General features: G+C 64.7%; 36 protein-coding genes and 2 tRNA genes. 15 read left to right on the top strand and 23 right to left on the bottom strand.

What is annotated here, in order from left to right; translation table 11 throughout:
- Positions 1 to 10: 10 nt before the first annotated feature.
- Positions 11 to 919: an N-acetyl-gamma-glutamyl-phosphate reductase gene (gene argC / locus GL284_RS16605; protein ID WP_155045768.1), complete on the top strand. Its 909-nt coding sequence runs from the start codon at positions 11 to 13 to the stop codon at positions 917 to 919.
- A 27-nt stretch (positions 920 to 946) separates the two neighbouring features.
- On the opposite strand, the gene GL284_RS16600 is transcribed toward argC, so the two are convergent.
- From GL284_RS16600 to trxA, 3 genes are read right to left on the bottom strand one after another with little or no spacing between them, the layout of a single operon-like run.
- Positions 947 to 1,147, bottom strand: a complete 201-nt coding sequence (locus tag GL284_RS16600; RefSeq protein ID WP_155045767.1) for a Trm112 family protein — start codon at positions 1,145 to 1,147, stop codon at positions 947 to 949.
- Positions 1,144 to 1,782 (bottom strand): LON peptidase substrate-binding domain-containing protein, encoded by a 639-nt coding sequence (locus GL284_RS16595; RefSeq protein ID WP_155045766.1) that lies wholly within the window; start codon positions 1,780 to 1,782, stop codon positions 1,144 to 1,146. The genes GL284_RS16600 and GL284_RS16595 overlap by 4 nt, the downstream gene beginning before the upstream one ends.
- Positions 1,783 to 1,789: 7 nt before the next feature.
- The gene (gene trxA / locus GL284_RS16590) at positions 1,790 to 2,701 is read right to left on the bottom strand and encodes a thioredoxin (protein WP_155045765.1); all 912 of its coding nucleotides are present in this window, start codon (positions 2,699 to 2,701) and stop codon (positions 1,790 to 1,792) included.
- 160 nt (positions 2,702 to 2,861) lie between these two features.
- Here trxA and GL284_RS16585 point away from each other — a divergent pair, with 160 nt between their 5' ends.
- Positions 2,862 to 3,125, top strand: coding sequence for a hypothetical protein (locus GL284_RS16585; protein ID WP_155045764.1), 264 nt, complete (start codon positions 2,862 to 2,864; stop codon positions 3,123 to 3,125).
- Between the two features lie 8 nt (positions 3,126 to 3,133).
- On the opposite strand, the gene GL284_RS16580 is transcribed toward GL284_RS16585, so the two are convergent.
- The 3 genes from GL284_RS16580 to GL284_RS16570 all read right to left on the bottom strand — a co-directional run bounded on the left by GL284_RS16580 (position 3,134) and on the right by GL284_RS16570 (position 5,106).
- The gene (locus tag GL284_RS16580; RefSeq protein WP_155045763.1) at positions 3,134 to 3,919 is read right to left on the bottom strand and encodes an exodeoxyribonuclease III; all 786 of its coding nucleotides are present in this window, start codon (positions 3,917 to 3,919) and stop codon (positions 3,134 to 3,136) included.
- 48 nt (positions 3,920 to 3,967) lie between these two features.
- Positions 3,968 to 4,219 (bottom strand): hypothetical protein, encoded by a 252-nt coding sequence (locus GL284_RS16575; protein ID WP_155045762.1) that lies wholly within the window; start codon positions 4,217 to 4,219, stop codon positions 3,968 to 3,970.
- A gap of 200 nt (positions 4,220 to 4,419) precedes the next feature.
- On the bottom strand, positions 4,420 to 5,106 hold the full coding sequence (locus tag GL284_RS16570) for a response regulator transcription factor (RefSeq protein ID WP_155045761.1): 687 nt from the start codon (positions 5,104 to 5,106) through the stop codon (positions 4,420 to 4,422).
- A gap of 135 nt (positions 5,107 to 5,241) precedes the next feature.
- On the opposite strand from GL284_RS16570, the gene ribA reads away from it, so the two are divergent.
- The gene (gene ribA, locus GL284_RS16565; protein WP_155045760.1) at positions 5,242 to 6,303 is read left to right on the top strand and encodes a GTP cyclohydrolase II; all 1,062 of its coding nucleotides are present in this window, start codon (positions 5,242 to 5,244) and stop codon (positions 6,301 to 6,303) included.
- An 11-nt stretch (positions 6,304 to 6,314) separates the two neighbouring features.
- On the top strand, positions 6,315 to 6,830 hold the full coding sequence (locus GL284_RS16560; protein ID WP_155045801.1) for a L,D-transpeptidase family protein: 516 nt from the start codon (positions 6,315 to 6,317) through the stop codon (positions 6,828 to 6,830).
- Positions 6,831 to 6,855: 25 nt separating this feature from the next.
- Here the strand turns inward: GL284_RS16560 and GL284_RS16555 are convergent, their stop codons facing one another.
- From GL284_RS16555 to GL284_RS16545, 3 genes are all read right to left on the bottom strand, one after another.
- Positions 6,856 to 7,323, bottom strand: coding sequence for a hypothetical protein (locus GL284_RS16555; RefSeq protein ID WP_155045759.1), 468 nt, complete (start codon positions 7,321 to 7,323; stop codon positions 6,856 to 6,858).
- Complete coding sequence (locus GL284_RS16550; protein ID WP_155045758.1) at positions 7,323 to 7,793, bottom strand: hypothetical protein; 471 nt, start codon at positions 7,791 to 7,793, stop codon at positions 7,323 to 7,325. Before GL284_RS16550 ends, GL284_RS16555 begins: the two co-directional genes overlap by 1 nt.
- Positions 7,794 to 7,879: 86 nt before the next feature.
- Positions 7,880 to 8,968 carry a THUMP domain-containing class I SAM-dependent RNA methyltransferase gene (locus GL284_RS16545; RefSeq protein WP_196216801.1) on the bottom strand — a complete coding sequence of 363 codons (1,089 nt, stop codon included), beginning with the start codon at positions 8,966 to 8,968 and terminating at the stop codon, positions 7,880 to 7,882.
- A 253-nt stretch (positions 8,969 to 9,221) separates the two neighbouring features.
- Here GL284_RS16545 and GL284_RS16540 point away from each other — a divergent pair, with 253 nt between their 5' ends.
- Entirely contained in the window at positions 9,222 to 10,010 is a 789-nt protein-coding gene (locus GL284_RS16540; RefSeq protein ID WP_155045756.1) for a VOC family protein, read from the top strand.
- 153 nt (positions 10,011 to 10,163) lie between these two features.
- Here the strand turns inward: GL284_RS16540 and GL284_RS16535 are convergent, their stop codons facing one another.
- Positions 10,164 to 10,955, bottom strand: coding sequence for a metallophosphoesterase family protein (locus GL284_RS16535; RefSeq protein WP_155045755.1), 792 nt, complete (start codon positions 10,953 to 10,955; stop codon positions 10,164 to 10,166).
- A complete protein-coding gene (locus tag GL284_RS16530) occupies positions 10,952 to 11,899 on the bottom strand; it encodes a diacylglycerol/lipid kinase family protein (RefSeq protein WP_230383136.1) in 948 nt (315 codons plus the stop codon). Before GL284_RS16530 ends, GL284_RS16535 begins: the two co-directional genes overlap by 4 nt.
- 340 nt (positions 11,900 to 12,239) lie before the next feature.
- On the opposite strand from GL284_RS16530, the gene GL284_RS16525 reads away from it, so the two are divergent.
- Genes GL284_RS16525 through GL284_RS16515 form a run of 3 tightly spaced genes read left to right on the top strand, consistent with a single transcriptional unit; the run spans position 12,240 to position 14,858 of the window.
- Positions 12,240 to 13,442 (top strand): isochorismate synthase, encoded by a 1,203-nt coding sequence (locus GL284_RS16525; protein WP_155045754.1) that lies wholly within the window; start codon positions 12,240 to 12,242, stop codon positions 13,440 to 13,442.
- A 4-nt stretch (positions 13,443 to 13,446) separates the two neighbouring features.
- The gene (locus GL284_RS16520; RefSeq protein WP_155045753.1) at positions 13,447 to 14,094 is read left to right on the top strand and encodes an isochorismatase family protein; all 648 of its coding nucleotides are present in this window, start codon (positions 13,447 to 13,449) and stop codon (positions 14,092 to 14,094) included.
- A complete protein-coding gene (locus GL284_RS16515; RefSeq protein ID WP_155045752.1) occupies positions 14,085 to 14,858 on the top strand; it encodes an SDR family oxidoreductase in 774 nt (257 codons plus the stop codon). Before GL284_RS16520 ends, GL284_RS16515 begins: the two co-directional genes overlap by 10 nt.
- Before the next feature lie 24 nt (positions 14,859 to 14,882).
- On the opposite strand, the gene GL284_RS16510 is transcribed toward GL284_RS16515, so the two are convergent.
- Both GL284_RS16510 and GL284_RS16505 read right to left on the bottom strand, forming a co-directional pair.
- Positions 14,883 to 15,119: a phosphopantetheine-binding protein gene (locus GL284_RS16510; RefSeq protein WP_155045751.1), complete on the bottom strand. Its 237-nt coding sequence runs from the start codon at positions 15,117 to 15,119 to the stop codon at positions 14,883 to 14,885.
- A gap of 11 nt (positions 15,120 to 15,130) precedes the next feature.
- Positions 15,131 to 16,747, bottom strand: a complete 1,617-nt coding sequence (locus GL284_RS16505) for a (2,3-dihydroxybenzoyl)adenylate synthase (RefSeq protein ID WP_155045750.1) — start codon at positions 16,745 to 16,747, stop codon at positions 15,131 to 15,133.
- A gap of 196 nt (positions 16,748 to 16,943) precedes the next feature.
- On the opposite strand from GL284_RS16505, the gene GL284_RS16500 reads away from it, so the two are divergent.
- Positions 16,944 to 18,299, top strand: a complete 1,356-nt coding sequence (locus GL284_RS16500; protein ID WP_155045749.1) for a condensation domain-containing protein — start codon at positions 16,944 to 16,946, stop codon at positions 18,297 to 18,299.
- Here the strand turns inward: GL284_RS16500 and GL284_RS16495 are convergent.
- A complete protein-coding gene (locus GL284_RS16495) occupies positions 18,296 to 18,691 on the bottom strand; it encodes a hypothetical protein (RefSeq protein ID WP_155045748.1) in 396 nt (131 codons plus the stop codon). The two genes, GL284_RS16500 and GL284_RS16495, sit on opposite strands and share 4 nt — an antisense overlap.
- Positions 18,684 to 19,301 (bottom strand): DUF5671 domain-containing protein, encoded by a 618-nt coding sequence (locus tag GL284_RS16490; RefSeq protein ID WP_155045747.1) that lies wholly within the window; start codon positions 19,299 to 19,301, stop codon positions 18,684 to 18,686. The genes GL284_RS16495 and GL284_RS16490 overlap by 8 nt, the downstream gene beginning before the upstream one ends.
- A 193-nt stretch (positions 19,302 to 19,494) precedes the next feature.
- On the opposite strand from GL284_RS16490, the gene GL284_RS16485 reads away from it, so the two are divergent.
- The 3 genes from GL284_RS16485 to GL284_RS16475 all read left to right on the top strand — a co-directional run bounded on the left by GL284_RS16485 (position 19,495) and on the right by GL284_RS16475 (position 21,250).
- Positions 19,495 to 19,569: transfer RNA gene (locus tag GL284_RS16485), tRNA-Gly, on the top strand.
- A 190-nt stretch (positions 19,570 to 19,759) separates the two neighbouring features.
- The gene (locus tag GL284_RS16480) at positions 19,760 to 21,043 is read left to right on the top strand and encodes a class I SAM-dependent methyltransferase (protein ID WP_155045746.1); all 1,284 of its coding nucleotides are present in this window, start codon (positions 19,760 to 19,762) and stop codon (positions 21,041 to 21,043) included.
- A gap of 133 nt (positions 21,044 to 21,176) precedes the next feature.
- Positions 21,177 to 21,250: transfer RNA gene (locus GL284_RS16475), tRNA-Cys, on the top strand.
- Between the two features lie 68 nt (positions 21,251 to 21,318).
- On the opposite strand, the gene GL284_RS16470 is transcribed toward GL284_RS16475, so the two are convergent.
- From GL284_RS16470 to GL284_RS16440, 7 genes are all read right to left on the bottom strand, one after another.
- Positions 21,319 to 22,347, bottom strand: coding sequence for a site-specific integrase (locus GL284_RS16470; protein WP_155045745.1), 1,029 nt, complete (start codon positions 22,345 to 22,347; stop codon positions 21,319 to 21,321).
- The gene (locus tag GL284_RS16465) at positions 22,344 to 22,535 is read right to left on the bottom strand and encodes a hypothetical protein (protein WP_155045744.1); all 192 of its coding nucleotides are present in this window, start codon (positions 22,533 to 22,535) and stop codon (positions 22,344 to 22,346) included. The genes GL284_RS16470 and GL284_RS16465 overlap by 4 nt, the downstream gene beginning before the upstream one ends.
- Positions 22,536 to 22,561: 26 nt before the next feature.
- Positions 22,562 to 22,789, bottom strand: a complete 228-nt coding sequence (locus tag GL284_RS16460; RefSeq protein WP_230383517.1) for a hypothetical protein — start codon at positions 22,787 to 22,789, stop codon at positions 22,562 to 22,564.
- Entirely contained in the window at positions 22,786 to 23,211 is a 426-nt protein-coding gene (locus GL284_RS16455; protein WP_155045742.1) for a hypothetical protein, read from the bottom strand. Before GL284_RS16455 ends, GL284_RS16460 begins: the two co-directional genes overlap by 4 nt.
- A 31-nt stretch (positions 23,212 to 23,242) precedes the next feature.
- Positions 23,243 to 23,605: a hypothetical protein gene (locus GL284_RS16450; RefSeq protein WP_155097804.1), complete on the bottom strand. Its 363-nt coding sequence runs from the start codon at positions 23,603 to 23,605 to the stop codon at positions 23,243 to 23,245.
- A gap of 148 nt (positions 23,606 to 23,753) precedes the next feature.
- The gene (locus GL284_RS16445) at positions 23,754 to 23,954 is read right to left on the bottom strand and encodes a hypothetical protein (RefSeq protein WP_155045740.1); all 201 of its coding nucleotides are present in this window, start codon (positions 23,952 to 23,954) and stop codon (positions 23,754 to 23,756) included.
- 34 nt (positions 23,955 to 23,988) lie between these two features.
- The gene (locus GL284_RS16440; protein WP_155045739.1) at positions 23,989 to 24,129 is read right to left on the bottom strand and encodes a hypothetical protein; all 141 of its coding nucleotides are present in this window, start codon (positions 24,127 to 24,129) and stop codon (positions 23,989 to 23,991) included.
- Positions 24,130 to 24,255: 126 nt separating this feature from the next.
- On the opposite strand from GL284_RS16440, the gene GL284_RS16435 reads away from it, so the two are divergent.
- From GL284_RS16435 to GL284_RS16425, 3 genes are read left to right on the top strand one after another with little or no spacing between them, the layout of a single operon-like run.
- Positions 24,256 to 24,507 carry a helix-turn-helix domain-containing protein gene (locus GL284_RS16435; protein WP_155045738.1) on the top strand — a complete coding sequence of 84 codons (252 nt, stop codon included), beginning with the start codon at positions 24,256 to 24,258 and terminating at the stop codon, positions 24,505 to 24,507.
- A 37-nt stretch (positions 24,508 to 24,544) separates the two neighbouring features.
- A complete protein-coding gene (locus GL284_RS16430; RefSeq protein ID WP_155045737.1) occupies positions 24,545 to 25,714 on the top strand; it encodes an ATP-binding protein in 1,170 nt (389 codons plus the stop codon).
- A gap of 54 nt (positions 25,715 to 25,768) precedes the next feature.
- Positions 25,769 to 25,936, top strand: a complete 168-nt coding sequence (locus GL284_RS16425) for a hypothetical protein (protein ID WP_155045736.1) — start codon at positions 25,769 to 25,771, stop codon at positions 25,934 to 25,936.
- Here GL284_RS16425 and GL284_RS16420 read toward each other — a convergent pair.
- Positions 25,933 to 26,143, bottom strand: a 211-nt coding sequence (locus tag GL284_RS16420) for a hypothetical protein (protein WP_230383516.1), incomplete at its 5' end; no start/stop codon positions are given. The genes GL284_RS16425 and GL284_RS16420 overlap by 4 nt on opposite strands.

The following is a 26,143-nucleotide window of genomic DNA, read 5'->3' as shown; positions in this document are numbered from 1 at the left end:
AGGAGGCCCCATGGCACACAAGGTTTTCATCGACGGCGAAGCTGGCACGACGGGCCTGCAGATCCGTGACCGTCTGCAACAGCGCAGCGATGTCGAACTGATCCAGATCGATCCCGCCCGCCGCAAAGAGGCCGGGGCACGCCGTGACGCCATGGCCGCCGCCGATGTGGCGATCCTGTGCCTGCCCGACGGCCCGGCCAAGGACGCCGTTGCGCTGGCCGAGGGTCTGGACGTGCGCTTCATCGACGCCTCGACCGCGCATCGCGTCGATCCCGACTGGGTCTTCGGTTTCGCCGAACTGACGCCGGATGCCCGCACAGCGATTGCCGGGGCGAAATACCTGTCCAATCCCGGCTGCTATTCCACCGGCGCGATTGCCCTGCTGGCTCCGCTGGTCAAGGCCGGTCTGATCGCCCCGGATGAGGCTTTGTCGATCAATGCCGTGTCGGGCTATACCGGCGGCGGCAAGGAACTGATCGGCGAATATGACCGGGGCGAGGCCCCTGCGGCCTTCGTCTATGCGCTGGCGCAAAAGCACAAGCACCTGCCCGAGATCGTGAAATATGCCGGTCTGGGTGCGCGCCCGGTCTTTGCGCCCTCGGTCGGCAATTTCGCGCAAGGCATGGCGGTGCAGATCCCGCTGCATCTGAACGGCCAGCGCAATCTGGACAATCTGCGCGCCGCGCTGGCGGCCCATTACGATGGCCAGCGTTTCATCAGCGTGGTCGATGCCGAGGCCCGCGTCGTGCCGACCAAGCTGAACGACACGAACCGGCTGGAAATCTCGGTGCATGGCGATGCCGAAAACGGCTGCGCGGTGCTGGTTGCCGTTCTGGACAACCTTGGCAAGGGGGCATCCGGCGCGGCGGTCCAGAACCTGAACATCATGCTGGGCACGGATGAGGGGCTGGGGCTTTAAGCCCCGGCACCAGCCAAGGGTCTTGGCCTAGTCGGCCTTGATCTGACGCGCGCCGTCGATCAGCATGATCGGAATGCCGTCATGGATCGGAAAGGCCAGCCCCGCCGCATCCGAGATCAGCTCTTGCGCCTGCGCGTCATAGCGCAGCGTCGTATGCGTCACCGGGCAGACCAGCGCCTCAAGCATGTGGCGATCAAAGCCGCGTTGCTGGGTGGTGGATTCGCTCATTGCAGGATTTCCTCATCATCGCCGCCGCGCAGGGCGTATTCCAGCAACCCGTCCAGCAATTCGCGGCGATCCGCAAGGGTCGGGCTTTCCAGCAGCGCCTGTTTTTCCTCGGCCGAGAAGGGCAGCAGCATGGACAGCGAATTGACCAGCAGCTCCTCCTCGGACGCCTCGGCGGCGTCCCAATCGGTCGTCAGCCCGCGCCGTTCGGCATAGCGCGACAGCCGTTGCAGCAGCGCGCTGCGGTCAAAGCCCGCCAGGGATTCCGGGCGCGGGTCAAGATCACCCTCGAAGCCGCGCCAATCGGCCTGCCCGCGCAGATAGGGCAGAAAGCCCTGTTCGGTCTTTTGCAGGCGAAAGCGTGATCGCGCCTTCAGCGAGATCATCAGACGGTTGTCGTCCAGTTCCGAAAACGCCACGATCCGCCCCGCGCAGCCGATCAGCGACAGTGTATCGCTGCCGGGCTGAGCGGGCTGGATCATGCCGATCAGCCGGTCCGGGGTTTTCAGCACATCCTCGACCATCTGCAGATAGCGCGGCTCGAAGATCTGCAGGGGCAGGCGCGTGCGGGGCAGCAGCACCGCGCCCGCCAGAGGGAACAGGGGGATGGTCTGCGGCAGATCGGCGCTGCGGGGCATGATGGCCTCAGGCAAAGATCAGCGACGACAGACGCCTGCGACCTTTCTGCGCGATGGGATCGGTGGCTTTCAGCGAATCGAAGATGGTGATCAGCTGCGCCTTGGCCGCCGCATCGTTCCATTCGCGGTCCCGGCGGAAGGCGTCCAGAAGCTGGTCGATCGCCTCTTCGATCTGGCCGCCGGCATGCAGCGCCGTGGCATAGTCGAAGCGCGCCTGCTGGTCCGAGGGATCGGCCTCGACCTTCTGGCGCAGATCGTCCAGCGGACCGGCCGATGCTGCCTGCCGCGCCAGTTGCACCTGCGCACGCGCGTTTTCGACCGGGGCGGCCTTGGCGGCAGCGGCGGGCACGCGGGCCAGATCGGCTTCGGCGGCGTCCAGATCTCCTGCGGCCACGCGGGCGCGGATCAGCCCGCCCCATGCGGCGGCGTTTTCGGGTTCTTCGTCCAGAATGGCGGCAAAGGTTTCGGCAGCGTCTTCCGCCGCGCCTTCGGTCAGCATGGCTTCGGCGGCCTCCAGCGCGTCGGCAAGGCCGTTGTCTTCGGGCGACATGGCGACCAGCTTGTCGACGAATTGCTTGATCTGGCTTTGCGGCACCGCGCCCTGAAAGCCGTCGACGGGCTGGCCCTGAAAGAAGGCATAGACCGTCGGGATCGACTGCACGCGCATCTGGCCCGCGATCATCTGGTTTTCGTCCACGTTCACCTTGACCATGCGGACGCGGCCCTTGGCCTTTTTCACCTCTTCTTCAAGCTGAGGGCCAAGTGTCTTGCACGGCCCGCACCACGGCGCCCAGAAATCGACGATGACCGGCACCTGCATCGAGGCATCGACGACATCGGCCATGAACGTCGCCTCGGACGTGTCCTTGATCAGATCGGTCGGGGCATCGGCGGGGGCGGCAGAGCCAAGCTCAAGCATCGGATATCCTCATGCGGAACGTTTGGTTCCTAGATGGAGGATGGGGCCGGGGGTTGCAAGGTTTGGCGGCCCTGCGCCGCTGTCGCGGATGCATTCGGCTTGCGTCAGGGCGATTGGGACTGTCTGCTGCCCAGATGGCCCACGGCGCAAAGGACATACAATGCGACCGATCCGAATTGTCATGCTTGCGGGGCATACCGCCGAAGCGTCGATCCACTGCGATGGGGCGTGCGACGAGGATGGCGCCTTCTATGCGACCGTCACGATTGCCGGTCAGCTTGAGGAGAAGCGCATCTATGGCGCCGATCCATTGCAGGCATTCGTGCTGGGCTGCACGCTGATCGAAAACCTGACGCAGGACCGGCGCATGTCAGCGGCGGATGCCCAGACACCGGAAACCGTCTGGCAGATCAGCTCCGGGTAAGCGCGCCCTTAAAGATCAAAGCTTGCCAGCACCGGCACATGATCGCTGGGCTGTTCCCAGCCGCGCACGGGGCGCAGGATGCGGCTGTTGTGGCCGGCATTGGCAATATCGGGGGTGGCCCAGATATGGTCCAGACGGCGGCCCTTGTCGGCGGCGTCCCAGTCGCGGGCGCGGTAGCTCCACCACGAATAAAGCTGGCCTTGGGGGATGTCCTTGCGGGTGATGTCCACCCATTTTCCGGCATCCTGCGCCGCGCCCAGATGTTCGACCTCGATCGGGGTATGGCTGACGATCTTCAGCAATTGCTTGTGCGACCACACATCGTCTTCGCGCGGCGCGATGTTCAGATCGCCCACCATGATCGCGCGCGTCGGGTTGTCGGCATGGAAGGCGTCGCGCATCTCGGTCAGGAAATCCAGCTTCTGGCCGAATTTGATGTTCTGTTCGCGGTCGGGAATGTCGCCGCCCGCCGGGACATAGAAATTGTGGATCGTCACGCCGTTTTCCAGTCTGGCCGCGACATGGCGGGCATGGCCAAGGCTGGCGTAATCGCGGTCCCCCGCATCCTCGATCGGCAGTTTCGACAGGATCGCCACGCCGTTATAGCCCTTTTGGCCGCGCGCCACGATGTGGCGGTAGCCAAGCGCGTGGAACGCCTCAAGCGGGATCTTCTCGACCGGGCTTTTGATTTCCTGAAGGCACAGGATGTCGGGGGCTTCCTGGGTCAGGAACCGCGCCACCAGCGCCTCGCGCAGGCGGACCGAATTGATGTTCCAGGTGGCAAGGGTGAACATGGGCGCGCTCCGGATCTGGGGGTGTCGGGTCTGGGGTGTCGGCGGACCCTAGGGGCTGGGTGGGCGCTTGTCCACATGACGCATGTGCAGCCCCGAGGCGACCAGCGCCACGGACAGGATCAGCGGGAACCAGTAGAACCATGCCTCGGCCGAGACGATGAAGCGCAGAAACAGCGTCAGCCCATCGGTCCGGCATCCGGTCGTGTTCATGCCGCAGCCGAAATTCACCAGCCACCAGATGACGACATGGGTGGCGATCACGCCGAAGCTGCCGAGAAGGATCAGGAACAGGCCGAGCATTGCGGCATCATGCCCGCAATCCCAACGTCGCGCCAAGGGGTTATGTCGCGATGTGAGTATTTGCAGAACAGAGAAGACCTTGCCCGGCCGCCTGCGCCTTGCAGGAAACGGGCCGGGCATCTGGTGGCCATATCCGCTGACCACTGGGCTTCGGGGTGGTAACGCGCGGACCTGCCGCGCGTTCCGGGCCTGGGTGATTTTCAGGCGACCAGACGGTAGCCGCCGGATTCCGTCACCAGCAGGCGGGCGTTCGAGGGGTCGGGCTCGATCTTCTGGCGCAGGCGATAGATGTGGGTTTCCAGCGTGTGCGTGGTGACGCCCGCGTTATAGCCCCAGACCTCGTGCAGCAGGATGTCGCGCGGCACGACGCCGTCCTGCGCGCGATACAGGAACTTGAGGATGTTGGTTTCCTTTTCCGTCAGGCGGATCTTGCGGTCCTTCACGTCGATCAGCATCTTCATCGCCGGTTTGAACGTATAAGGGCCAAGCTGGAAGATGGCGTCCTCGGATTGTTCATGCGTGCGCAGCTGGGCGCGCAGGCGGGCCAGCAGGACCGGGAATTTGAACGGCTTGGTGATATAGTCGTTCGCGCCGCTGTCGAGGCCGAGGATGGTATCGGCATCGGTATCATGCCCGGTCAGCATGACGATGGGGCATTTCACGCCCTGCTTGCGCAGCCGTTTGCACAGCTCGCGCCCGTCAGTGTCGGGCAGGCCCACGTCAAGGACGACCAGATCGTAGATCGCGCCCTTGGTGCGTTCGACGGCTTCGTGGCCCGAGCCTGCCTCGAAGACCTCGAAATCCTCGGTTGCGGTCAGTTGTTCGGCCAAGGCCTCGCGCAGGTCTTCTTCGTCATCGACCAGCAGGATCTTTTTCAGTCCGGCCATTCTCTTGCCTCCTTTGGCGATTTGACGGAAAGGTGAGGGCGCATGGGGCGGGCGTCCAGCGCATTGCAGCAATTCTCACATGGAGTTGTCGGAAATCGGCCCTATGTTACAGTTTGTTTCAATCCGGCGTGTGCCATGTCCCTGATCCCGACCCTGACCGAAACCGTTTCCCGTGCGCGGGCCGATCTGCGCATGGGGCTGCCGGTCAGTCTGGGCGGCTATGTCGCGGCGGCGGTCGAGACGCTGTCGCGCGACCGGCTGGCCCTGATGCGCGCGCTGGGACCGGCGGTGCTGGTCATCACGGAACGGCGGGCGGGCACGCTGAAGGCGCGGGCCTATGACGGCGATCTGGCGCGGATCGTGCTGCCGGACAGCGCCGACTGGGCATGGCTGCGCGCGGTTGCCGATCCGGCGGGCGATCTGATGACGCCGATGAAGGGGCCCTTTGTCAGCGAGCGTGGCGGCAACGCCCTGCCGCATCGGGCGGCGATTGCACTGGCCAAATCGGCGCAACTGCTGCCTGCGGCCTTGCTGGTGCGCGTGGCCGCGCCGCTGGACGGGCTGACCGCGCTGGAGCCGGGCGCGGCCCTGGCGCAGCTGGCGACCGAGGCGCATCTGGCGCCGGTGGCCGCGGCGCGGCTGCCCTTGCTGGCGGCCGAGAATTCGAAGCTGCACATCTTTCGCCCCGATGACGGCGCGGCCGAACATTACGCGGTCGAGATCGGCGCGCCGCCCCGCGATGCCCCGGTTCTGGCGCGGCTGCATTCGGCCTGTTTCACCGGCGATGTGCTGGGCAGCCTGAAATGCGATTGCGGACCGCAGTTGCACGCCGCACTGCAAGCCATGGGGCGGGCGGGCGAAGGCGTGCTGCTGTATCTGAATCAGGAAGGCCGCGGCATCGGGCTGGCCAACAAGATGCGCGCCTATGCCCTGCAAAATCAGGGCTTCGACACGGTCGAGGCCAACCACCGTCTGGGCTTTGAGGATGATGAGCGGGATTTCCGCATCGGCGCGGGCATCCTGCGCGAAATGGGCTTCAGCGCCGCCCGGCTGATGACGAACAATCCGCGCAAGGTCGACATGCTGGCCAGCCACGGCATTGCCGTGACCGAACGTGTGCCGCTGATCACGCCGCGCAACCGGCACAATACCGGCTATCTGGACGTGAAGGCCGCCAAATCGGGGCATCTGCTGTGATCCTGTCCCCGATGGGTCTGCGCATCGGCGCGCGCGTCATCCCCTGCAGCGTCGGGCGCGGCGGCCTCAGCGCCGACAAGCGCGAAGGCGACGGCGCGACGCCGATCGGTCTGCACCGCATCGTGGGGGTGCTGTACCGCCCCGATCGCGTGGCGCGGCCCAGCCCTTGGGCGCGGCCGATCCTGCCGGGCGATCTGTGGTGCGATGCCTCGGGGCATGCGGCCTATAACCATGCGGTGCGCGCGCCCTTTGCCGCCAGCCATGAGGCGATGCGGCGGCCCGATCCGCTGTATGACATCGTGCTGCTGACCGACTGGAACTGGCCCGAGGGGCTGGCGGATCGCGGCTCGGCGATCTTTCTGCATCAGTGGCGCAGGCCGGGCTTTCCGACGGCGGGCTGCATCGCCATGGCCCGGCGCGATCTGATCTGGCTGGCGGGCCAAATCAGGCCGGGCGACACGCTGGAGGTGCCCGCCCTGCCCCGCTGGCCCGCGCGGCAGGCCATGGCGCGGCACGGCAAGGATTAGCGGCAAGGATCAGGGGCGCCAAGGATCAGGGGCGGATAAAATCCCAGTTCACGCGGGTCGTGTCGGGCGCGCAGTAAAGCCGCAGCGTTTCGGTTTCGCCGGCCTCGCTTTGGAAATCCGGCACGCTGTCATAGACATGCAGTTGCGCCGCGCGGACATACCCGCCATCCACGCCGGTCAGATGCACCGCATAGACCGTGCCGCCATGTTCAAGCCCGATGCCGGTGGTGTTTTCCGCCTGTTCGCGGATGCGGTAATATTTCGTCGAGAAGTAATAGCCGGGCGTTTCAAAATACAGCTCGGACGGGGCCATGCCCGAGGCGAAGTTATAGGTGAAGGTCTGCGACACCCCGTCCTGACCCGGCGGCGAGGCGCAGATCTCGACCCGCTGATCAGCGGTCATGATATTGCACGAAAAGACCGGCATCAGGGGCGGCACGCAGTTCGCGGTGGCCGGGGTCGCCGTCAGGGCAAGGATCAGATATCGCAGCATCAGCCCGGCCCGAAATTGCTGCGGTCGAACTGGATGCTGGGCGGATAGCAGACGCGCCGCGCGATGGGGGCGTCGGCCCGATAGGCGGTGAAATCCGCCTCTGAGCCATAGACCTGCAACACGGCCGGGTTGGGCGAGCCCAGATCCTGCCCTTCGCCGTCCAGCGCCATCATCGCGCCGTCCACCCAGACCGCGTAGAAGCTGTCGCCGGTGCGCGCTGCGCTGCCATAGGTCGCGCCGTGGATGCCCTGCACCCGCGCCTTGACACCACCCCATGCCGGGCCGGTGAATTGCAGTTCGGGTTCGCCATCGACCGCGTAGGTGTAGCGGATCTGACCGTCGCCACGGCACATCTCGATCTGGGCATTGCGTTCGACGATCAAACAGCCGAACAGCAGCTCCGTATCGTCAGGACATTCCGCAAAGGCGGGGGCGGCGCACAGGCTGGCCAGAGCAGCAAGGGTTTTCATGATGAAATGAACCGGATCAAAGGCGTTATGCCATATGATCCGGTGTCTTGCGTTTCTGCAAGGACGGCGTTTGTGCAAGGACGGCGTTACAGCGGCGCGGTCTGATACAGTCGCACCTTCAGCCCGCCATGCGCGACATAGGGCCCCGGCTCGCGGAAGGGCAGGCCGGTGGCGCGGGCCAGTTGCGCCTCGCTGGTGACGATGCCGATGCGCCAGCCCGCAAAGCGGCTGCGCAGGGTTTCCCCCATCGCGGCATGCAGGCCGAACAGCGGGCCCTTGTTGCCGATCCGCGCGCCATAGGGCGGGTTGATGATGACCAGACCGGGCGGACCCTCGGGCGGCTGGATGTCGCTGATGGACAGGTTCTGGAAATCCGTGATCGCGCCAAGGCCCGCGCGTTCGGCGTTGTCGCGGCTCATGCGGATGGCGCCGGGGTCGCGGTCGCTGCCGTAAAAGCGCAGCGCCGTCTGCACGGGGGCCGGCATGCGCAGGGCGGCCCATGCTTCGGGGTCGAAGCTGGTCAGGTGCTGGAACGCAAAGTCGCGCAGGCGGCCCGGTTGCAGGCCGGTGGCCATCTCGGCGGCCTCAAGCGGGAATGTCCCCGACCCGCACATCGGATCCAGCACGGGTTCGCGCCCGTCAAAGCCGCATTGGCGCAAGAACATCGCCGCCATGGTTTCGCGCATCGGGGCCTTGCCCACGGCCTGCTTGTGGCCGCGGCGATGCAGGCTTTCGCCCGAGGTATCAAGGCTGATGGTGCACAGATCGTCCTCGATCCGCACCTTGATCGTCAGCGGCGCATCCTCGGCGATGGTGACGCCCAGACTGTCTTTCAGCGCGGCCTCGATCCGCTGGATGATGGCCCCGGCGTGATAGATGCGGGATTTGCGGCTGGTCGCCTCGACCCGGACGGGAATGGCGGGGGTCAGGAAATCGGCCCAAGGAAAGCGGTGCGCGCGCTTGTCCAGTTGCGCCGGATGCATGGCGCGAAAGCTGCCGATGCGCGCCAGCACCCGCGTTGCCCCGCGAATGCACAGATTGGCGCGCCAGACATCGGGCCAGCCACCGATAAAGGTGACGCCGCCGGGCTGGATCTGCGGGCTGTAGCCCAGATCGCGGACCTCATCGGCCAGCGGATCCTCAAGGCCGGGCGTGGCGACCAGAAAGATCTCCATCCGCGACTGGTCCACCGCCAGCGGCGCAGGTTCGGGGCGTTCCGGCTGGCGCGCAGGTTGCGGGGCGGCTTTGGGTCTGGCTTTGGCTTTGGGGGGCATGTCGGTCCGGCAAAAATGGTCCCGCATCATGCGCGTTTTGCACCGGATTGGCAAATCGCCCAATTGTCGCCATTTCAGGGAATGACTTCCCATATCTGCGCCATTTAACGACATAATCAGCGCCGCTATCTTCTGCCCAACACAGGAGATCATCATGGCTATCAGCGACGCCCCCATCCAGATCAGCAAAGTCCTGCTGACCGTCAATGACCTGGCGAAAGTCGGGGATTACTACGAAAAGATCATCGGCCTGCACCCGCTGTCGGGCGATGGCGAAACCCGCGTTCTGGGCATCGGCGCAAAACCCCTGCTTGAGCTGCGCCGCGACACCGCCGCCCGCGCCCGCCCGAATGAGGCCGGGCTGTTTCACACCGCCTTTCTGCTGCCCGACCGTCAGGCGCTGGCCGACTGGCTGCACCACATCGCCGTGAACCGCATCGCGCTGGACGGCGCATCGGACCATCTGGTCAGCGAGGCGATCTATCTGCGCGACCCGGAAGGCAACGGCATCGAGATCTATGCCGACCGTCCCCGCGACCAGTGGACATGGATCGGCGACGAGGTGCAGATGGACACGATCCGTCTGGACGTGCAGGCGCTGCTGGATCAGGGCCGGGCATGGCAGGCCGCACCCGATGGCACGGTCGTCGGCCACGTTCACCTGCAGGTCGGCGATGTCGGTCAGGCCGAAGGCTTCATGCTGAACGATCTGAACATGGACCGCACCTCGCACCGCTTCGGGGCCAGTTTCTTTTCCACCGGCGGCTATCACCACCATCTGGCCGGCAATATCTGGAACAGCCGCGGCGCGCGCAAACGCAGCGCCAATGCCACCGGGCTGGCCGAAGTGGTGCTTGAGGCCGATGCGGATGCGCTGGCCAAGCTGAAGGCGCATGAGTTCGCCGACCCATGGGGCACGCAGTTCCGCGTGGTCGCGAAGTAACCTTTCCTGTTGCGTTAACCAGTTCCGACACGGGGTTTTCCCAAGTTGCCCCGTGTCACCCTTGTGCCGTTCACGATTGCCACGGGCCGTCCCATGCGAAGCCGCCGCATGGGGCGGCCCGGTTTCGTTCCGAACCGGGCATATCGGCGCGGATCAGCCCAGCTTTCGCCAGCGCCGGTCGATGCGGGCAAAACGGATGATCTGGGGGTCGCGAAAGCCGCGTTCGTCCATCGGCGCGATATGGCGCTGGATGATCAGTTCGGGGCCGTCGAAATCCAGCACGGCAAATTCGTTCTGCAGATCGCTTTCGCGCGCGCACAGCGCGGTGCCACCCTGCACCTGCAGGATGCCGCGCCCCTCGGGGCCCTGAAACGCGCCGACGGACCAGATATGCAGATGCCCGGTCAGCACCACCTGAATGCCCTGCAATTCAAACAGCGCCAGCGCCTCGGGCGCGCCGCGCATCAGGGCCTTGTCCACCTCGGGGCGCTGCTGCATCGGATGGTGCAGCGCGGCGATGTTGATGCAATCGGGGTCGATGCCCTGCACGACGCGGCGCATCTGCGCGGCGGTCAGCACGCCCCGCTGCCATGCCATCGGATCGACGCTGTTCACGCCCTGCACGCGCAGATTGCCGACATGGCCCACCGGCTCCATGTTCTGGGCGATGGCGCGGCGATAGCGCTTGTAGGGCTTCGTCATCCGGTCGGCCAGCTTGTACAGCGGAATGTCGTGATTGCCCGGCACGGCGATCATCGGCGCTTCGATCTGGCGCAGAAACGCTGCCGCCTGCGCGAACTGCGCCGAGCGTCCACGATGCGTCAGATCGCCCGTGACCACCACCAGATCGGCCTTGGCCTGGTTCACGCGGTCCAGCAGCGGATAGATCAGCGTCTCGCGCTCATAGCCGAAATGCAGGTCGGACAGATGCACCAGTCGCGTCATGACATGCCGGAACCTTGCTGGCGGCCCTGATTGCCCGCAGGCACCAGCACGGCCAGATCGTCATGGCGCACCCGCACCTTGAACGGCGAATCCATCCAGGTCTTTTCCCCGTCATGGGCGACATATTCATGGCGAGGCACGGTCTCCAGCTCCATCTTCTCGGCGGCGATCAGGTCGAAATCCTGATAGCGCGCCGTCTTGCCCATCGCCAGCCGCAGCGCCGCGCGGACCAAAGGCGCGGGGCGCTGCGCGCGCGCCACCAGCAGGGCCAGCTTGCCGTCGCGGATGTCCTGCGCGCCTTCCAACCCGAACACCTCAAGCTGATAGGCGCTTTTGGCGACAAAGGCCAAAGCGGTGGTAAAGTGCTTTTCGGTCCCGTCGGCGCGCACCACAAGTTGCAAGGGCTTGCGCAGGGTCCACAGGGCCGCGACGGCCGACCAATAGGCCGCGACCCGCGACCGGCCCCAGCGCTTGTAGATGCTTTCGCGGCGCTTCAGAATTTCGGGATAGGCGCCGAAACTGCAATTGTTCAGAAAGATCATGCCGTTCATTTCGCCGACATGGATGCGGCGCAGATGCGGCGCGTCAAAGATCTTCATCGCCTCATCGACGGTTTCGCCCGACCCAAGATCGCGCGCGAAATAGTTGAACGTGCCGCCGGGGATCACCACCATCGCGGCATCCGTGCCGGTGACCGCGCTGGCAACCGCCGCCTGCGTGCCGTCCCCCCCTGCCGCCACCAGCAGATCGAACCCGTCGGCCACTGCGCCGCGCGCGATGGCCACCAGATCGTCGCCCTTGCCGAAGGCGCGGATCTGGAAATCCGCGACCTGCGATTCCAGCCGGTCGCGCAGCCGCTGGGCAATGGCGGGCCCCGCCTTGCGCCCCGAGGCGGCATTGACGATCACGCAGACGCGCGCCTTGGCAAGTTCATAGCGTTCCATAAGCATCCCCTGACCGGCGCGCCCCTGTGCCAACTTCCTGAAAGCGTGCGGGTTCCGCGCCGCAGCATATTCCCATCCGGCGTATCTTCGCCGCGCCGGAATAATCCTGACGATTTCACTTGCCTCGGTCTGGGGCCTCTGACAGATTGCCGCCGGGCAGCTTGGGACGGCATATCGTGCCGCCCCCATAACCTTTCCCATGAAAGGCTATCCGCCACCCGGAAATGTCATGAGCAGGAGAGCTCGATCCGCCCGTGGATCAATTTCTGCGGCGCGATCCGTGATCCCCGACAGCAGTATTGCGCTGCGGGGCGGAAAAAAGCATTCGATGAGAAAACACATGAACATTCGCATGTCTGAGGCCATCGAGACATTGGCAAAGCCCGCCGACCACCCAGTTCTGTTCGCGTTCGACGGCCCGCAGGGACAGATCACCGGACGCGGCGCACCGATCCCGCTGCCGCGCGGGACCAGCCGCACCCTGCCCGACCGCGTGGCGCGCGCCATGGCGACCATGGGCGACAAGGCCATTCTGGGCGGCGCGCTGCCCTTTGACCGCGAGGATGAGGATTGCCTTTGGCTGTGCCCCGCCTCGGAGGACGCGGGCCATGCCGCAAGCGGCGATCCGCAGGCGCTGCCGCTGCGCGACTGGGATCTGACCGCCCAGCCCGCCGCTGCCGATTACGCAGCCGCCGTCGATCATGCCCTGCGCATCATGGCCGATGAGGCCGGAAAGCCGCAGGCGCTGGAAAAGATCGTGCTGGCCCGCAGCCTGCTGATCCGGGCGGGCGCGACGATCCCGGTTCAGGCCCTGATGGACCGGCTGGGCGCCGATCCGGCCGTCACCGCCTTCCGCGTGACGCTGCCCGCGCGGGGCAAGGACGCGCGGCGCGTGCTGTGCGGAGCGACGCCCGAACTGCTGCTGGAAAAGCGCGGCCGCGCCATCGCCTCGCACCCGCTGGCGGGTTCGGCCCGCAGGATGGCGGACGAGGGGCAGGACCGCGCCAATGCGACCGCGCTGGAGCAGTCCGAAAAGGACCGCCGCGAACATGCCTTCGTAGTGGAATACATCATGGATGTGCTGGGTCCGCATTGCCGCAGTCTCAGCGCGCCCGCGGGCACGACCCTGACCCATACCCGCAGCATGTGGCATCTGGGCACGCGGATCGAGGGTGAGCTGAAGGATCCCGACACGCCCTCGGTCGTGCTGGCGGGGTTGTTGCATCCGACGCCTGCGGTCTGCGGTGCGCCGATGCGCCGCGCCTATGATCTGATTGGCGCGCTTGAGCCTTTGCCGCGCGACTTCTATGCCGGTGCGGTCGGCTGGTGCGACGCCAAGGGCGACGGCGCATGGCAGGTGGCCATCCGCTGCGCCCAGATCAGCGGCGCCGAGGCCCGGCTTTATGCCGGCGCGGGCATCGTTCCCGGCTCGGACCCGATGGCCGAGGCGGCTGAAACCGGCGCCAAGTTCGGCGCCTTCCTGACCGCCCTTGGGCTGCCGCTGGATGCGGGGCTTGCGGGCGTGACCAAAGTGACGGAGTAACTCGATGGCACTTCCCGGCATCGCCCCCTATGCCCAGCCAAGCTTGGCCGATCTGCCAAAGCCGCGCGGCGCATGGCAGCCCAGCCGCGACCGGATGGCCGTGCTGGTCCACGACATGCAGCGCTATTTCTGCCGCCCCTTTCCCGACACGGTGCTGGATCCGGTCACCGCCAATATCGCGCGGCTGATCCAGTCGGCGCGCGCGGCGGGCGTGCCGGTGTTCTACACCGCGCAAAAGGGCAATCAGTTCCGCCCGGATCGCGGCTTGCAGGCCGATCTGTGGGGGCCCGGCATGCAGGCCACCCCGGAACACGAGGAGGTGCTGCCCGCTCTGGCCCCGGCCGAGGGCGATATCGTGCTGGTCAAGCATCGCTACAGCGCCTTCCAACGATCGAACCTTGAGACGCTGATGCGCGCGCGCGGGCGGGACCAGCTGATGATCTGCGGCGTCTATGCCCATATCGGCTGCCTTGCCACGGCGGTCGAGGCGTTTCAGCGCGACATCGAAACCTTTGCCGTCGCGGATGCGCAGGCCGATTTCAGCCGCAACAAGCTGGATCTGGCGATGGGCTGGATCGCTGCGACCTGCGGCATTCCGATGATGACCGATCAGGCGGTCGCCACATTCGCGCAGGTCGCCGAATGCGCCTGACCGGGTTTCACGGGAAACTGGCCATCGTCACCGGGGCCGCAGGCGGCATCGGTCAGGCGGTGACGCGCGCCTTGCTGGATGCAGGCGCGGTCGTGATCGCCACGGATACCGAGGCCGCACTGGCTGCGAACCCGGTCGCCTCGGGGGCCATCGCCCATGTGCTGGACGTGCGCGACGGTGCTGCGGCGGATGCGCTGGTCGCATGGGCCGAGGATCTGCACGGACCGCTGGCGCTTGGCATCCATGTCGCGGGGATCGTCACCATTGGCCCGCTGCTGGACATGCCCGCCGAGGAGTGGCAGCGGGTCTTCGACATCAACACCACCGGCACGTTCAACGTCACCCGCGCCTTCGGCTCTGCCATGGCACGGCACGGCGCGGGGGCGATCGTCGCGGTCAGTTCGAACGCGGCGGGCATCCCACGGCTGAACATGGGGGCCTACGCCGCGTCAAAGGCGGCGGCCACGATGCTGGTGCGCTGTCTGGGGCTGGAACTGGCGGCCAAGGGCGTGCGCTGCAACATCATCGCGCCGGGATCGACCCTGACGCCGATGCAGACCGGCATGTGGGCATCCGATGGCGGCGCGGGCGAGCGCGCGGTGCTGGACGGCAATCTTGAGGCCTATCGCACCGGCATCCCCCTGAAAAAGCTGGCGACCCCCGATGATGTCGCGGGGGCCGTCATGTTCCTGCTGTCCGATCAGGCGGGCCATGTCACCATGGCCGACCTGTATGTGGACGGCGGCGCGACGCTGCGCGGCTGACGCCCGGACCTTTGCGGCGCGCCCCTAGCGGCGCGCCGAAATCAGCGCCCACCATGCCTGAAGCGTCGGCTCTTTGGCCAGTTCCTCGAAGCTGGCCTCGATGCCCATCTGCTTCAGCTCGGACGAAAAGGTCATGACGGCGATGGAATCCAGCCCGTAAAGCACAAGGTTTTCGGCAGGCTCGATCTCGCAATCGTCCTCGATCATCGTCTGGATGCGGGCGGCCAGCCATTCCGGGCCAAGTTCGGCGGTGTCGGTCATCGGTCTTCCTTTCAGGCGGGTGCCGCAAGGCTGTCGCGCAGGCGGCGCTTGTCGATCTTGCCCACCGCCGTCAATGGCAGGTCGGGCAGGATGCGGAAACGGTCGGGCAGCTTGTATTCGGCCACGCCCTGCGCCAGCAGCCATCGCCGCAAGGCGGGCGGCGACAGCTTGTCCGCGCCGTCGCGCAGCACAAGGAAGGCACAGCTTTTTTCGCCCAGATGCGCATCCGGTGCAGCGACCAGCGCGGCATGGGTGATATCGGCATGGCGCATCAGCAGGTTCTCGATTTCCTCGGCGGCGATCTTTTCGCCGCCCCGGTTGATCTGATCCTTGATGCGCCCGACCACGCGCAGATAGCCGTTCTCGCGCACCACCACATCGCCCGAGTGATAAAACCCATCCGCATCGAAGGCCGAGGCGTTGTGGTCGGGGCTGCGGTAATAGCCGCGGAAGGTATAGGGGCCGCGCGTCGCCAGCGCGCCGGGCTGGCCATCGGCCACCGGGTCGCCGTTTTCATCCAGCACGCGGATTTCGTCATCTGGGCTGATCGGACGGCCCTGCGTGGTGAAGACGGTCTGCGCGTCATCGCCAAGCCGGGTATAATTCACCAGCCCCTCGGCCATGCCAAAGACCTGCTGCAACTGGCAGCCCAGCAGTTCGGGAACCCGGCGCGCGGTCGCCTCGGCGAAACTTGCGCCACCGACCAGCATCAGCTGCACCGTTGCCAGCTTGTCGCGGCGGCTGGGATCTTCTTCGACCGCGCGCTGCCACAGGGCGACAGCGGGCGGGACCAGCGGGACCATGGTGACGCCTTCGCGGGCGATGATCTCAAAGCAGGACAGCGGTTCGGGGCTGGGGGCCAGAACCACGGTGCCGCCGGCATGAAACACCCCCAGCGACCCCGGAGAACTGAGCGTGAAGTTATGCGCCGCAGGCAGCGCGCACAAAAACCGCGTCTGCGCGGTGCAGCCGCAGATGTCAGCACTGGCGCGGACGCTGTAATCGTAATCGTTATGCGTGCGCGGGATCAGCTTGGGCGTGCCGGTGCTGCCACCGGAAAGCTGGAAAAACGCCACCTGATCGGCGGGCGTCGGCGTGGCGGTGTCGGGCAGGTCAGGGCCCGCGGTCAGCCAATGCGCAAGGCTGTTTTCCGGCGCATCCTCGCCCAGCAGCAGGATATGGCGCACGCCCCCGGCGCGCAGTTCGTCGCAAAAGGCGTCATCCGCGAAAAGCTCATGCGCGCGTGAGGCGATGACCACGCGCGGCGCGATCTGCTGGGCATAGGACGACATCTCAAGCCGGCGGTGGCTGAACAGCGCATTGACCGGCGCGACGCCGATGCGCAGCAGGGCAAAGAAGCTGACGAAGAACTCGGCCACATTGGGCAATTGCACCAGCGCCGTGTCGCCGTGACCCAGACCCTGCGCGGCCAGACGGGCGGCAAGGTGGCGCGACAGCCGGTCCAGATCGGCATAGCTGAAGCGGCGCGACCCGCAGACGATCGCCGTAGCATCGGGCTGCGCGGCCATCTGCGCATCCAGAATATGCGTCAGCGGCTGGTCGATCCAATAGCCGGCGTCACGGTAACGGCTGGCCTGTTCGGGCGGCCAAGGGGTGAATTCGATCATCTGCGAAACTGCCTGTCCTTCGATGGTGGCGGGGTTCAGCCCATGCCACGACGCCCGCTTGACGGAGCATAATAGTCGAGTATTTTTATCCAGCTTTCTCTCTCGAAGCAAGCCGGACCGATGGCTTTTGCCACCGCCCAAGCCAGCCATCCCATTTCCGAACGGATTTGCCCGCCTTGGCGGGCGGCAGGTTTACATGACGCATCATCACGCCACCCCGCATGAGCTGACCCTGGCGCAACTGGATTTCTGGGAGGAGTTCCGCCTGCATCCCGGCGAGGCGGTCTCGACCGTGGCCCATGCCATCGAACTGACCGGCGAAATCGACGCTGCCGCGCTGGCCCGCGCCATCCGTCAGACGGTCGCCGAAACCGACGTGCTGGCCCTGCGCTTTACCGAGGATGCCCAAGGCCCGCGGCAGTTTCTGGACGAAACGCGTCGCCCCGACTTGCAGCAGATCGACCTGAGCGACCGCGCCGACCCGCGGGCCAGCGCCATGGCGCTGATGCAGGCAGATGTTCAGGCTCCGCTGGATCTGGTCAATCAACCGCTGGCGCGGCAATGCCTGATCCGGCTGCGGGACGATCATGTCATCTGGTACAATCGCGGCCATCACATCGTGCTGGACGGCTATGCCATGGGCCTGATCGAGACCCGCTGCGCCCAGCTTTACGCCGCGTATCGCTGCGGCCTGCCTGCGGGCGATCCGCTGGCCGCCTTCCCTGCCTATCTGGCCGAGGAACGCGATTACCGCGAAAGCCCGCGCCATGACCGGGACGGCCAGCACTGGGCGGAAATCCTTGCCGCGCCCCCCGCCCCCAAGGTGCTGCGCAAAGGGTCCGAGGATTACCCCGCCAGCCCCATGTCGCATGAAGAACCGCTGACGGATCTGCGCGCCCCTCTGCTGGCCCGCGCCGCCGAAATGGGCATCGGCTGGCCCGATCTGCTGACCGCGCTGTGCGCCGCATGGGCCGTGCTGGAATTGCGCGACAACTCGGCCGCGCGCAGTCAGGACGATTCCGGTCGTGTCACCATGCCGATCTGGCTGCCCTATATGAGCAGGATGGGCAGCGTCGCCATCCGCATCCCGGCGCTGGTCGTGAACATCCTGCCCTTCGATGCCAGTGTCGCGGCGACCGAGACCGTCGCCCAGACCGTGACCCGGCTGACGGGCCGTCTGCGCAAAGTGCGTCGTCATGGCCGCTACCGGATCGAACAGATCGGCTTCGATCACGGGCTGGACAGCGCGCAACGCTTCTTCTTTTCGCCGCTCATCAACGTGCTGCCATTTGAACCGGCGCGCTTTGCGGGCTGCCGGACACAGCGCCATGTGCTGTCGAACGGGCCCGGCGACGGCTTCAACATCACCATTCGGGGCGACGGAGAGGCGAACGGGCTGGACCTGTGCATCGAGGCCGACCCGACCCTGACGCCGCAGGCCGACTTCACCCGACACGCCGCGACCCTGCCCGCCTTCCTGCGCGCCGCCCTGCGCGAGGGTGCATGTGCGCGCCCCATCGGTGCGATGCTGCCGCAGCCCGCCTTGGCCTAGCCATCCTTGCCGGGCTGATAATCACGCAGAATGCAGCCATCCGAATTGCGTCCCCAACGGTCGGCAGGCCGCTGGGGCGGCAGCTCGAAATCCGCGCACAGGCGATAGCTGGTCTGTCCCGTCACCTCATAGCGATAGGGCTTCTGGCTGTAGGGGTCGGTCAGACGCGCCCGGAAATCGCATTGTGGCAGGTCTGAAAGCGTGGCGGGCAGCGCGCCTTCAGCGGTGGCAAGGCAATCGACCCAACCGGCCATGGACATCAGATCCTGTTCCCGCTGGGCATCGCGCTGCTGTTTGCGGGCATGGCCGGGGCCGCCGGTCAGAACCAGACCCAGCACCACCGCCAAGGCCGTGACGATGCCGATCGCGGGCGCGGCCCAGCCCTTAGCCATTCATCTCATCCCGGTAATAGGCCAGCACCAGCCCGGTGATCGCGGCGACCAGCCCCGCCTTCAGGATGAACCGCAACGTCAGATCGCCGTTCAGGAAGGTATAGATCACCCAGATCGCATCCGCCAACAACACCAGCGCGGCCACCATCAGCGTCAGCGAGGCAAACCATTTGCGCACCAGCGACCGCCTGCGCCCGGCATCGTCGCGACCCAGCCGTGCGACGCGGCGGTTCAACAGCAGAAACACCGGCCCAAAGGCAATCAGCGCCGCAATCGACCAGCGTTCCGCACTGCCCGGCGCGGTGGGGTAATCCGCAACATCCGGGACAAGATAATCGATCAGCGCCACTCCAAGCTGGCACAGGTGCCACGAGATCACGCCCAAGGACACGAACAGCAGCCCGTAAAGCAGCGCCTCTTGCGCCGAGGCATAGGGGCGCGGCCGTGGCACAGGCGGCAGACCGGGCGTCACGCCCCAGCCTGCAATGGCCTCGTCGATCTCGGGGCGCGACCAGCCCGCCTGCTCAAGCGCGGCCAGAATCGCATCGGGCGGCGTGCCCTGCATCAGCGACTGGCGGACGAATTGCGAAAGCTGCTCTGCCGGTTTCATGGGGTTATCCCGTTTTTCCGGCAAGTTTCGGTGCATCGGGGCACAGCGTCAACCCCGCCGCTGCCCCGGCCCCGCCCCGGCATTGCGCCGCCTTGGCAAGATTTTTCGCAGATCGACGATTTTCTTCTTGCGCCCATCCGCAGGCTCCCATAAATGACCGCTCACCGAAGGCGAAACGCCATCGGGATGGAGTGCGGGCGTAGCTCAGGGGTAGAGCATAACCTTGCCAAGGTTAGGGTCGTGAGTTCGAATCTCATCGCCCGCTCCAAAATTCTTCCTGCGAAGAAAACGACATGGCGGCCAAATGGCCGCCTTCGTTTTTTTCCGGGACTGACTTTACGTCGCGAACCGCTGCACGGGCTGTAAAAGGCTTGACCCGACAGCGTATCGGCAGATTATTCCCCCTCGTATGGTAGCGGCCGGGCCGTGATCCGGCCTCCGATCCGCGAGGTCTGCCCATGACATCCATTGAACACGCGATCCAGAACCGACTCGATCATCTGCCAGCGCCGCTGCGCATCCGCCTGCCATCGGGCCGGCTTCTTGGCCCGCCCGAGGCCGAGGTCGAGATTGCCTTTCGCGACATGGCCTCGCTTATGCCCATGGCATCGGGCAATCTGGGCGAGGTCGGCGCCAGAATCGTCAGCGGCGACATCGGCATTTCTGGCAGCATGCGCGCGCTGATGCATGTGGTCGCGGCGCTTGTTCCCGATGACGGCCAGACGCAGAAGCCGAAGCCGTGGCAGCGCGTCTGGTGGAGCTTGACCTCTATCCTGCGCCACAACCGCGACCGCGACGCGCAGCAGATCCGCTTTCACTATGATGTCTCGGACGAGTTCTATCAGATCTGGCTGGACCCGCTGCAGGTCTATTCCTGCGCCTATTTCCGCGAACCGGACATGACACTGGCACAGGCGCAGGTCGCCAAGCTGGACCACATCTGCCGCAAGCTGGACCTGCACCCGGGCGAGCGTTTCGTCGATATCGGCGCGGGCTGGGGCGGCCTGCTGCTGCACGCCGCCGAGCATTACGGCGTCGACGCGACCGGCATCACGCTGTCGCAGAACCAGTTCAACCATGTCTCGCGGTTGATCCAGACCAAGGGCCTTGCCGATCGCGTCCGGATCCAGCTGTGCGATTACCGCGATCTGCAACCGCAGCAGCCCTTCGACAAGCTTGCCTCGGTCGGGATGTTCGAACATGTCGGCCGCGCCAACATGCTGCGATATTTCCAGCGCATCCATGAATTGCTGCGCCCCGGCGGCATCGCCATGAACCACGGCATCACCGTGACCGGGCTTGACGATGCCACGGTCGGTGGCCATCTGGGCGATTTCATCGAGAAGTTCATCTTTCCGGGTGGTGAGCTGATGCATGTCAGCCGCGCGATCCGCATCGCCTCGCAGGCGGGGCTTGAGATGGTCGATACCGAAAACCTGCGTCCGCATTACGCCCGCACGCTGTGGTGCTGGTCCGACAACCTAGAGGCCCGGCTGCCCGAAGCCGAGGCCGTCTTGCAGAAATCCATGCCCCCCGAGCGCGCGGCGCAGGTGCTGCGGGCCTTCCGGCTGTATCTTGCCGGCTGCGCCCTTGCCTTCGAGGAAGGCTGGACATCGCTTTACCAGATCCTGCTGACACGCCCGGACGGCCCACCAGACGGCCAGGCCCAGCCCTCGGACCTGCCGGGCGCGGGCGCCGACTATCCGTTCCGCCGGGACTATATCTATCACCGCCGCCCCTGACCGTAACCGCCCGCCGCGCGCGAACGCCCGCGCCTGAACGTCCGCGCCGGAACAGCCACGCGGCGAATATTGCCGCAGCCCCGATAACCCACTTGACCCCGCCGCACGAAAACCATAGCAAACGCAAGGCTCCGGCGGGTTGGCGGAGAGGTTACGCAGCGGATTGCAAATCCGTGAAGACCGGTTCGATTCCGGTACCCGCCTCCAATAAAATCAACAGCTTGCCGGATGTTTTGCATCATCTGGACCTTTCTTTGAAACAGGCGTTGAAACATTCACGTTCCGCCCTTGTTCTGTTCCGCACGGTTTCGGGCGTCTTGCGCACGCCGCGCCAGCTCTTTCTGCCGAACGCGCCCGCCGTATTTTTTCAGCATTTCAGCGCCGGAATGGCCCGTGACGGCCTTGACCATTTCGTCGTCGCACCCGGCTTGATAAAGCTCGATGGTCGCGTTCTTCCGCAGGCCGTGGGTCACATAGGTGCGCGCGTCAGGATGCGTCATCGCGTCTTTAACCTTGCGCATTTCCTGCGTGACCGTGCGATAATCCGCAGGCCGTCCATCGCGCCCGCAAATGATGGTCAGGCCCTCTTTCCTGACATTCGCTAGGAAAGCGATCAGCCGATTGGTCAGAGGGACGGTAAGTGGCTTGTCGCCCTTGCCTTGGGTAAAGTCGTATTCCCCGTCCTTGATATGGTCCCAGCGGATTTTCAGCGTGTCGCCGATGCGCTGGCCCAGCCCTATCGAGAGCTCGTAAACCAAACGCGCGCGGGGCGTCGCCAGCTGTTCAAATTCGCTGCGCACATCATCAGGCCGAGGTTCCCAGCCTTCGCCTGGCTGCTTGAAAAGCGGGATGCCTTTAGCAGCGTTGCCATGCTCTTTGTTCAGAAAGCCGATCAAGCGGGCATGGTTCAGCAGCACGACCAGTACCTGAACCAAATAATTCGCCTGCCGCCACCTGTCGCGATTGGCCTGATGCAGCTTATAGACATGGTGCGGCTCGACCTTACGCGGATCCAGATCCCCCCATATCTCCATGATATGGTCCATGTACTTTTGATAATCCTGCTTCGTGCGCGGCTTTAGCTGCGTGAAGCTGTCACTTTCGACATAGCTTAGCCGCAGCGTCTTGAAGGTGCGCTTTGTCGGGATCGGCTCGCGGCCTTTCAAAAGGCGGTTATAGTGATCCCAGAATTCAGGCGAGCCGGGTTCTTCCTTCATCATCACCGACTGCCCGCGCGCACGCCGGATAAACCGCAGGTATCCGCGATCCGCGTAAACATAGGCAGGCAGGTTGTTTCGGGTCATTTACCCATCCGCAGATTGGCGGCTTCGAATGCGTCTGCCGCCGGTACATCATCCATCCGAACGTCAAGCATCAGAGTTCCGTCTGGCTTGAGCTGGACAGCAGCTTGCGACCAGCCCGCATCGCGGGCATCGCGCAGGAATGACGAGACGACATGCTTTGCTGCGGTCACTGGTCGAACATTGGACATCCAGAAACTCCCAGATCACACGATCATTATGGCATCGGCAAATAGCAGCGCGGCACCGAGAACAGGTTGGCCTTGAAAGCCCTGCCGCGTTTCACAAGCTTCATGCCGCCCGGCTCGCTATCGTCAGCCATGTAAAGATCGCGGCGAATGACATGCTCCAACGCTGTGCGCTTCACCGTTTCATCAACGGTGAAGAACTCCATGCTGCCCACAAAATCGCCGAAGTCGACCTTCTTTGACGTCAGCATTTTCACCCACCAAGCAGCTGCGAGAAAAGAGCATCAACCCGCTCAACGATCTGCCTTTGCGGGATCGCCACAACAGCGCCGGTCGCGGATTTTGCTGACATCTCACGCAGGGACTCCGCTGTGGGGTTGTCGGTCGAAATGCCCGCCGAATAGTCTCCGGCAGGGAATATCAACCATTCCTGGACCGTCCCAATCTTGCTCGCGCGAATGAGGCTGTTCGCATAGGCAATCGCAGCCTTGGGCTGCATCCCGGATTTGACGAATGCAGCCGTTGCGGCCAGCTCCAAGACATTCTCACGCGAATATTCCTGCGCCTTGCCTGCTGTCGTTGCCTTGTAGGATGTCAGCAGCCCTACACGACGACGCCAGTTCTCAGCGTCATAGCGGGTAAGTCCGATATGTTCGTCAAAATCAGTAATAGTCAGCATATTTAGCCTCCGTTGTTGACCGAGGATATCATCACCCCTTACCTCCGTCAATAACGCAACCACTGTTCGAGACACTTCGCGCATCCGCCAAGATCAAGCGCGATAGCCGACCATCATCATCTAAGAAGCACTCACCGTCACAGGTGAACGCGGTCAGCTTGGCGCACACGTCCCGGCCATCGCGGCTGGGCGCGCCTATCATCCGGTCCAGAATGCGGTTTATCCCATCGACCTCAGCATTGATGCGAGCCTGTGGCCAGCCGTCGGTTACAAGATCCTCCACCCTGTCGAAAGCGACTTTCCATTCACGAAACAGCGCCATGACCGGCGTTTCTGTGTTTGTCAGCGCGGGAACCACGGGCAGCAGTGACGCAACCGGCCCGGCGATCATCACCTGCCGCCGGTTCCTGCCCGCCCCGCGATGAGCTGCCGCGCCTCCACCCACAGATTGCCGCGCTGAGTGTCAGAAAATATCGATCCCTCGCAGGTGTCGACCATGAGCTTCGCGGCAAAATCCGCTGCGCAACTGGACGGCATTGCCATCATCGCATCTTCAATCTGGTCCCGCTCTTGATAGAAAAGCCGGTCCAGCTCAGCGTCTTCATGTTCGACCCGCAGACATGCACCGCCGCCTGATCGGTCGGAGCCACATAGCGCCGATACATCACCAGAATAGGCGTATCCGCCTTGTCGGCCCCGATGCCCGCCAGAGACAGCGACGAACCCGCCCCTGCGCCCAGCATCGGCCCGCAGCGCCCGTGAAAAATTCGCGCCGCATCATGCCACGCCCTCCATCAGCTTGTTGACCCGGTCGCCGACAGATACGACTTCGCCGCGCCAGACGTGGAGTTGGGCATGCATGGTGTTGTGCCGATCTGCGGCGGGTGCGGCTTGCGGCCAAGGTTCCATTTTACTCACGCTTTCCCCTCCCATCGGTCGGACCACCGCGCTCGAAGGCACTGACCTGAACATTGCACCCCCATTTTGGGGGTAATCCTATAGCCGGAGTAGCTGACCTGTCGATTTTTCAACGGCAGGCGGGACTTGGCTGGAAGCGTTCACTCAGATGCCTATCGTAGCTTTCTGAAGGCACTGGTTGCTCTTCGGAACAAGAGAGGCATGTCGCAAGCCGAGTTGGCGGAGAAGCTGCGCAAACCGCCTTCTTTTGTGGGAAAGTACGAGCTAGGCGAGCGTCGACTGGATGTGATCGAGCTGCTGGTCATCCTGCGTGAACTTGATGCTGACTTTGGGCCGTTCTGGGCAAAGGCAGAAATCACGTTGCCGGACCGCATTTAACCTTGCAAATCGGGAATAAAACTCCCTAATTGCAAGGATGATTATAGAGCGCCGCATAGCCGACACCCTTAAATCCCTTCTGGATGACAGCCCCGCAGTAGCCCTGCTGGGGCCGCGACAGGTTGGCAAAACAACCTTGGCGCAGGAGCTGGGCGACGAGCGTCCCTCGATCTACCTCGACCTCGAATCCAGCGCCGATCTGGCAAAGCTGTCAGACCCCGAGCTCTACCTCTCGCCGCATGAGGACAAGCTGGTGATCCTTGACGAAGTGCAGCGCATGCCGGGCCTGTTCCAGAACCTGCGCGGGTTGATCGACCGGGGGCGGCGCAAGGGGCTGCGGTCTGGTCGCTTCCTGCTGCTGGGATCGGCCTCTATCGAGCTGCTACGCCAATCGGGCGAGACGCTGGCGGGCCGGATCGCCTATGCCGAGCTTGCGCCTCTGGATGCGACCGAGGTGCCGCAGGCCGATCTGGATAAGCTATGGCTGCGCGGCGGCTTCCCCGACAGTTTCCTCGCCCGTGACGATCAAGCGAGCCTGCGTTGGCGGCGCGACTTTATCCGCACCTATCTTGAACGCGACATTCCTGCGCTCGGCCCCCGCATCGCCGCCGAAACTCTGCGCCGGTTCTGGACCATGCTGGCTCACCGGCAATCCAGCCTGTCGAACGGGGCAGAACTCGCCCGAGCGCTTGGTGTCGATGGCAAGACCGTGGCTTCCTATCTCGACCTACTGGTCGATCTGATGCTGGTGCGCCGATTGGGGCCCTGGCACGCCAATATCGGCAAAAGGCTGGTGAAATCGCCCCGCATCTATGTGCGCGACACCGGCATCCTGCACGCCCTTTTAGGGCTTACATCACTCGATGACGTTCTGGGCCACCCCGTCGCAGGGGCAAGCTGGGAAGGTCTCGTCATCGAAACGGCGCACGCCACGATGCCGGAAGGAACGCAGGCCCAATTCTACCGCAGCGGCGCAGGGGCCGAGGTCGATCTGGTCCTGACCCTGCCGGGCGGGGCGGTCTGGGCCATTGAGGTCAAACGCAACCTCGCCCCCAAGGTCGAGCGCGGCTTCCATTCGGCCTGTGAAGACCTGCAACCCGAGCGGCGGATCGTGATCTATCCCGGCACCGAAGCTTTCCCGCTGCCAAACGGGATCGAGGTCATATCGCTGCATCAGCTTGGGCAAGACCTGCTGGCGCTCCACTGAGCCTCATTCCCGCGCCATCACTCGGTACATCCGACCATTATAGTGCGCAAGCTCATGCAGCCCCGCCGCCCGCCATGGCCGGATTTCCTGCCCCTCGGGCGCGATGATGACTGGCTGGGACCGCCCATCGACAAGATGAATTACAAGGCGGTCACGCAGGGCGACAAAATGCTCCAGATCGGCACGAACGTCATCCCGGTCGGCAGAAAGCCCCGAAGTTAGGCCACATTGCGCACGACCCACGCGTCATAGTCGGCGAGCGCTTCCGGATCGGCGTTGATCTGCGTGGTCAGATACGGGTACGGGCAGTGTCCCAACACATGGTGTAGGAGGCCGCGCGCGGAGCCTTCGGCGTAGCGCAGCGCGCGGCCGTTGGTGACGCTGGCGGTCACCGTCGATCTTCGGACAAGTTTCGGGTTGCGAGACCTT

The organism is Paracoccus shanxieyensis, assembly GCF_009711265.1.
Taxonomy (GTDB): domain Bacteria; phylum Pseudomonadota; class Alphaproteobacteria; order Rhodobacterales; family Rhodobacteraceae; genus Paracoccus; species Paracoccus shanxieyensis.
The sequence above is the reverse complement of the archived record's forward strand: the minus strand, read 5'-3'. Positions and strand labels throughout refer to the sequence as shown.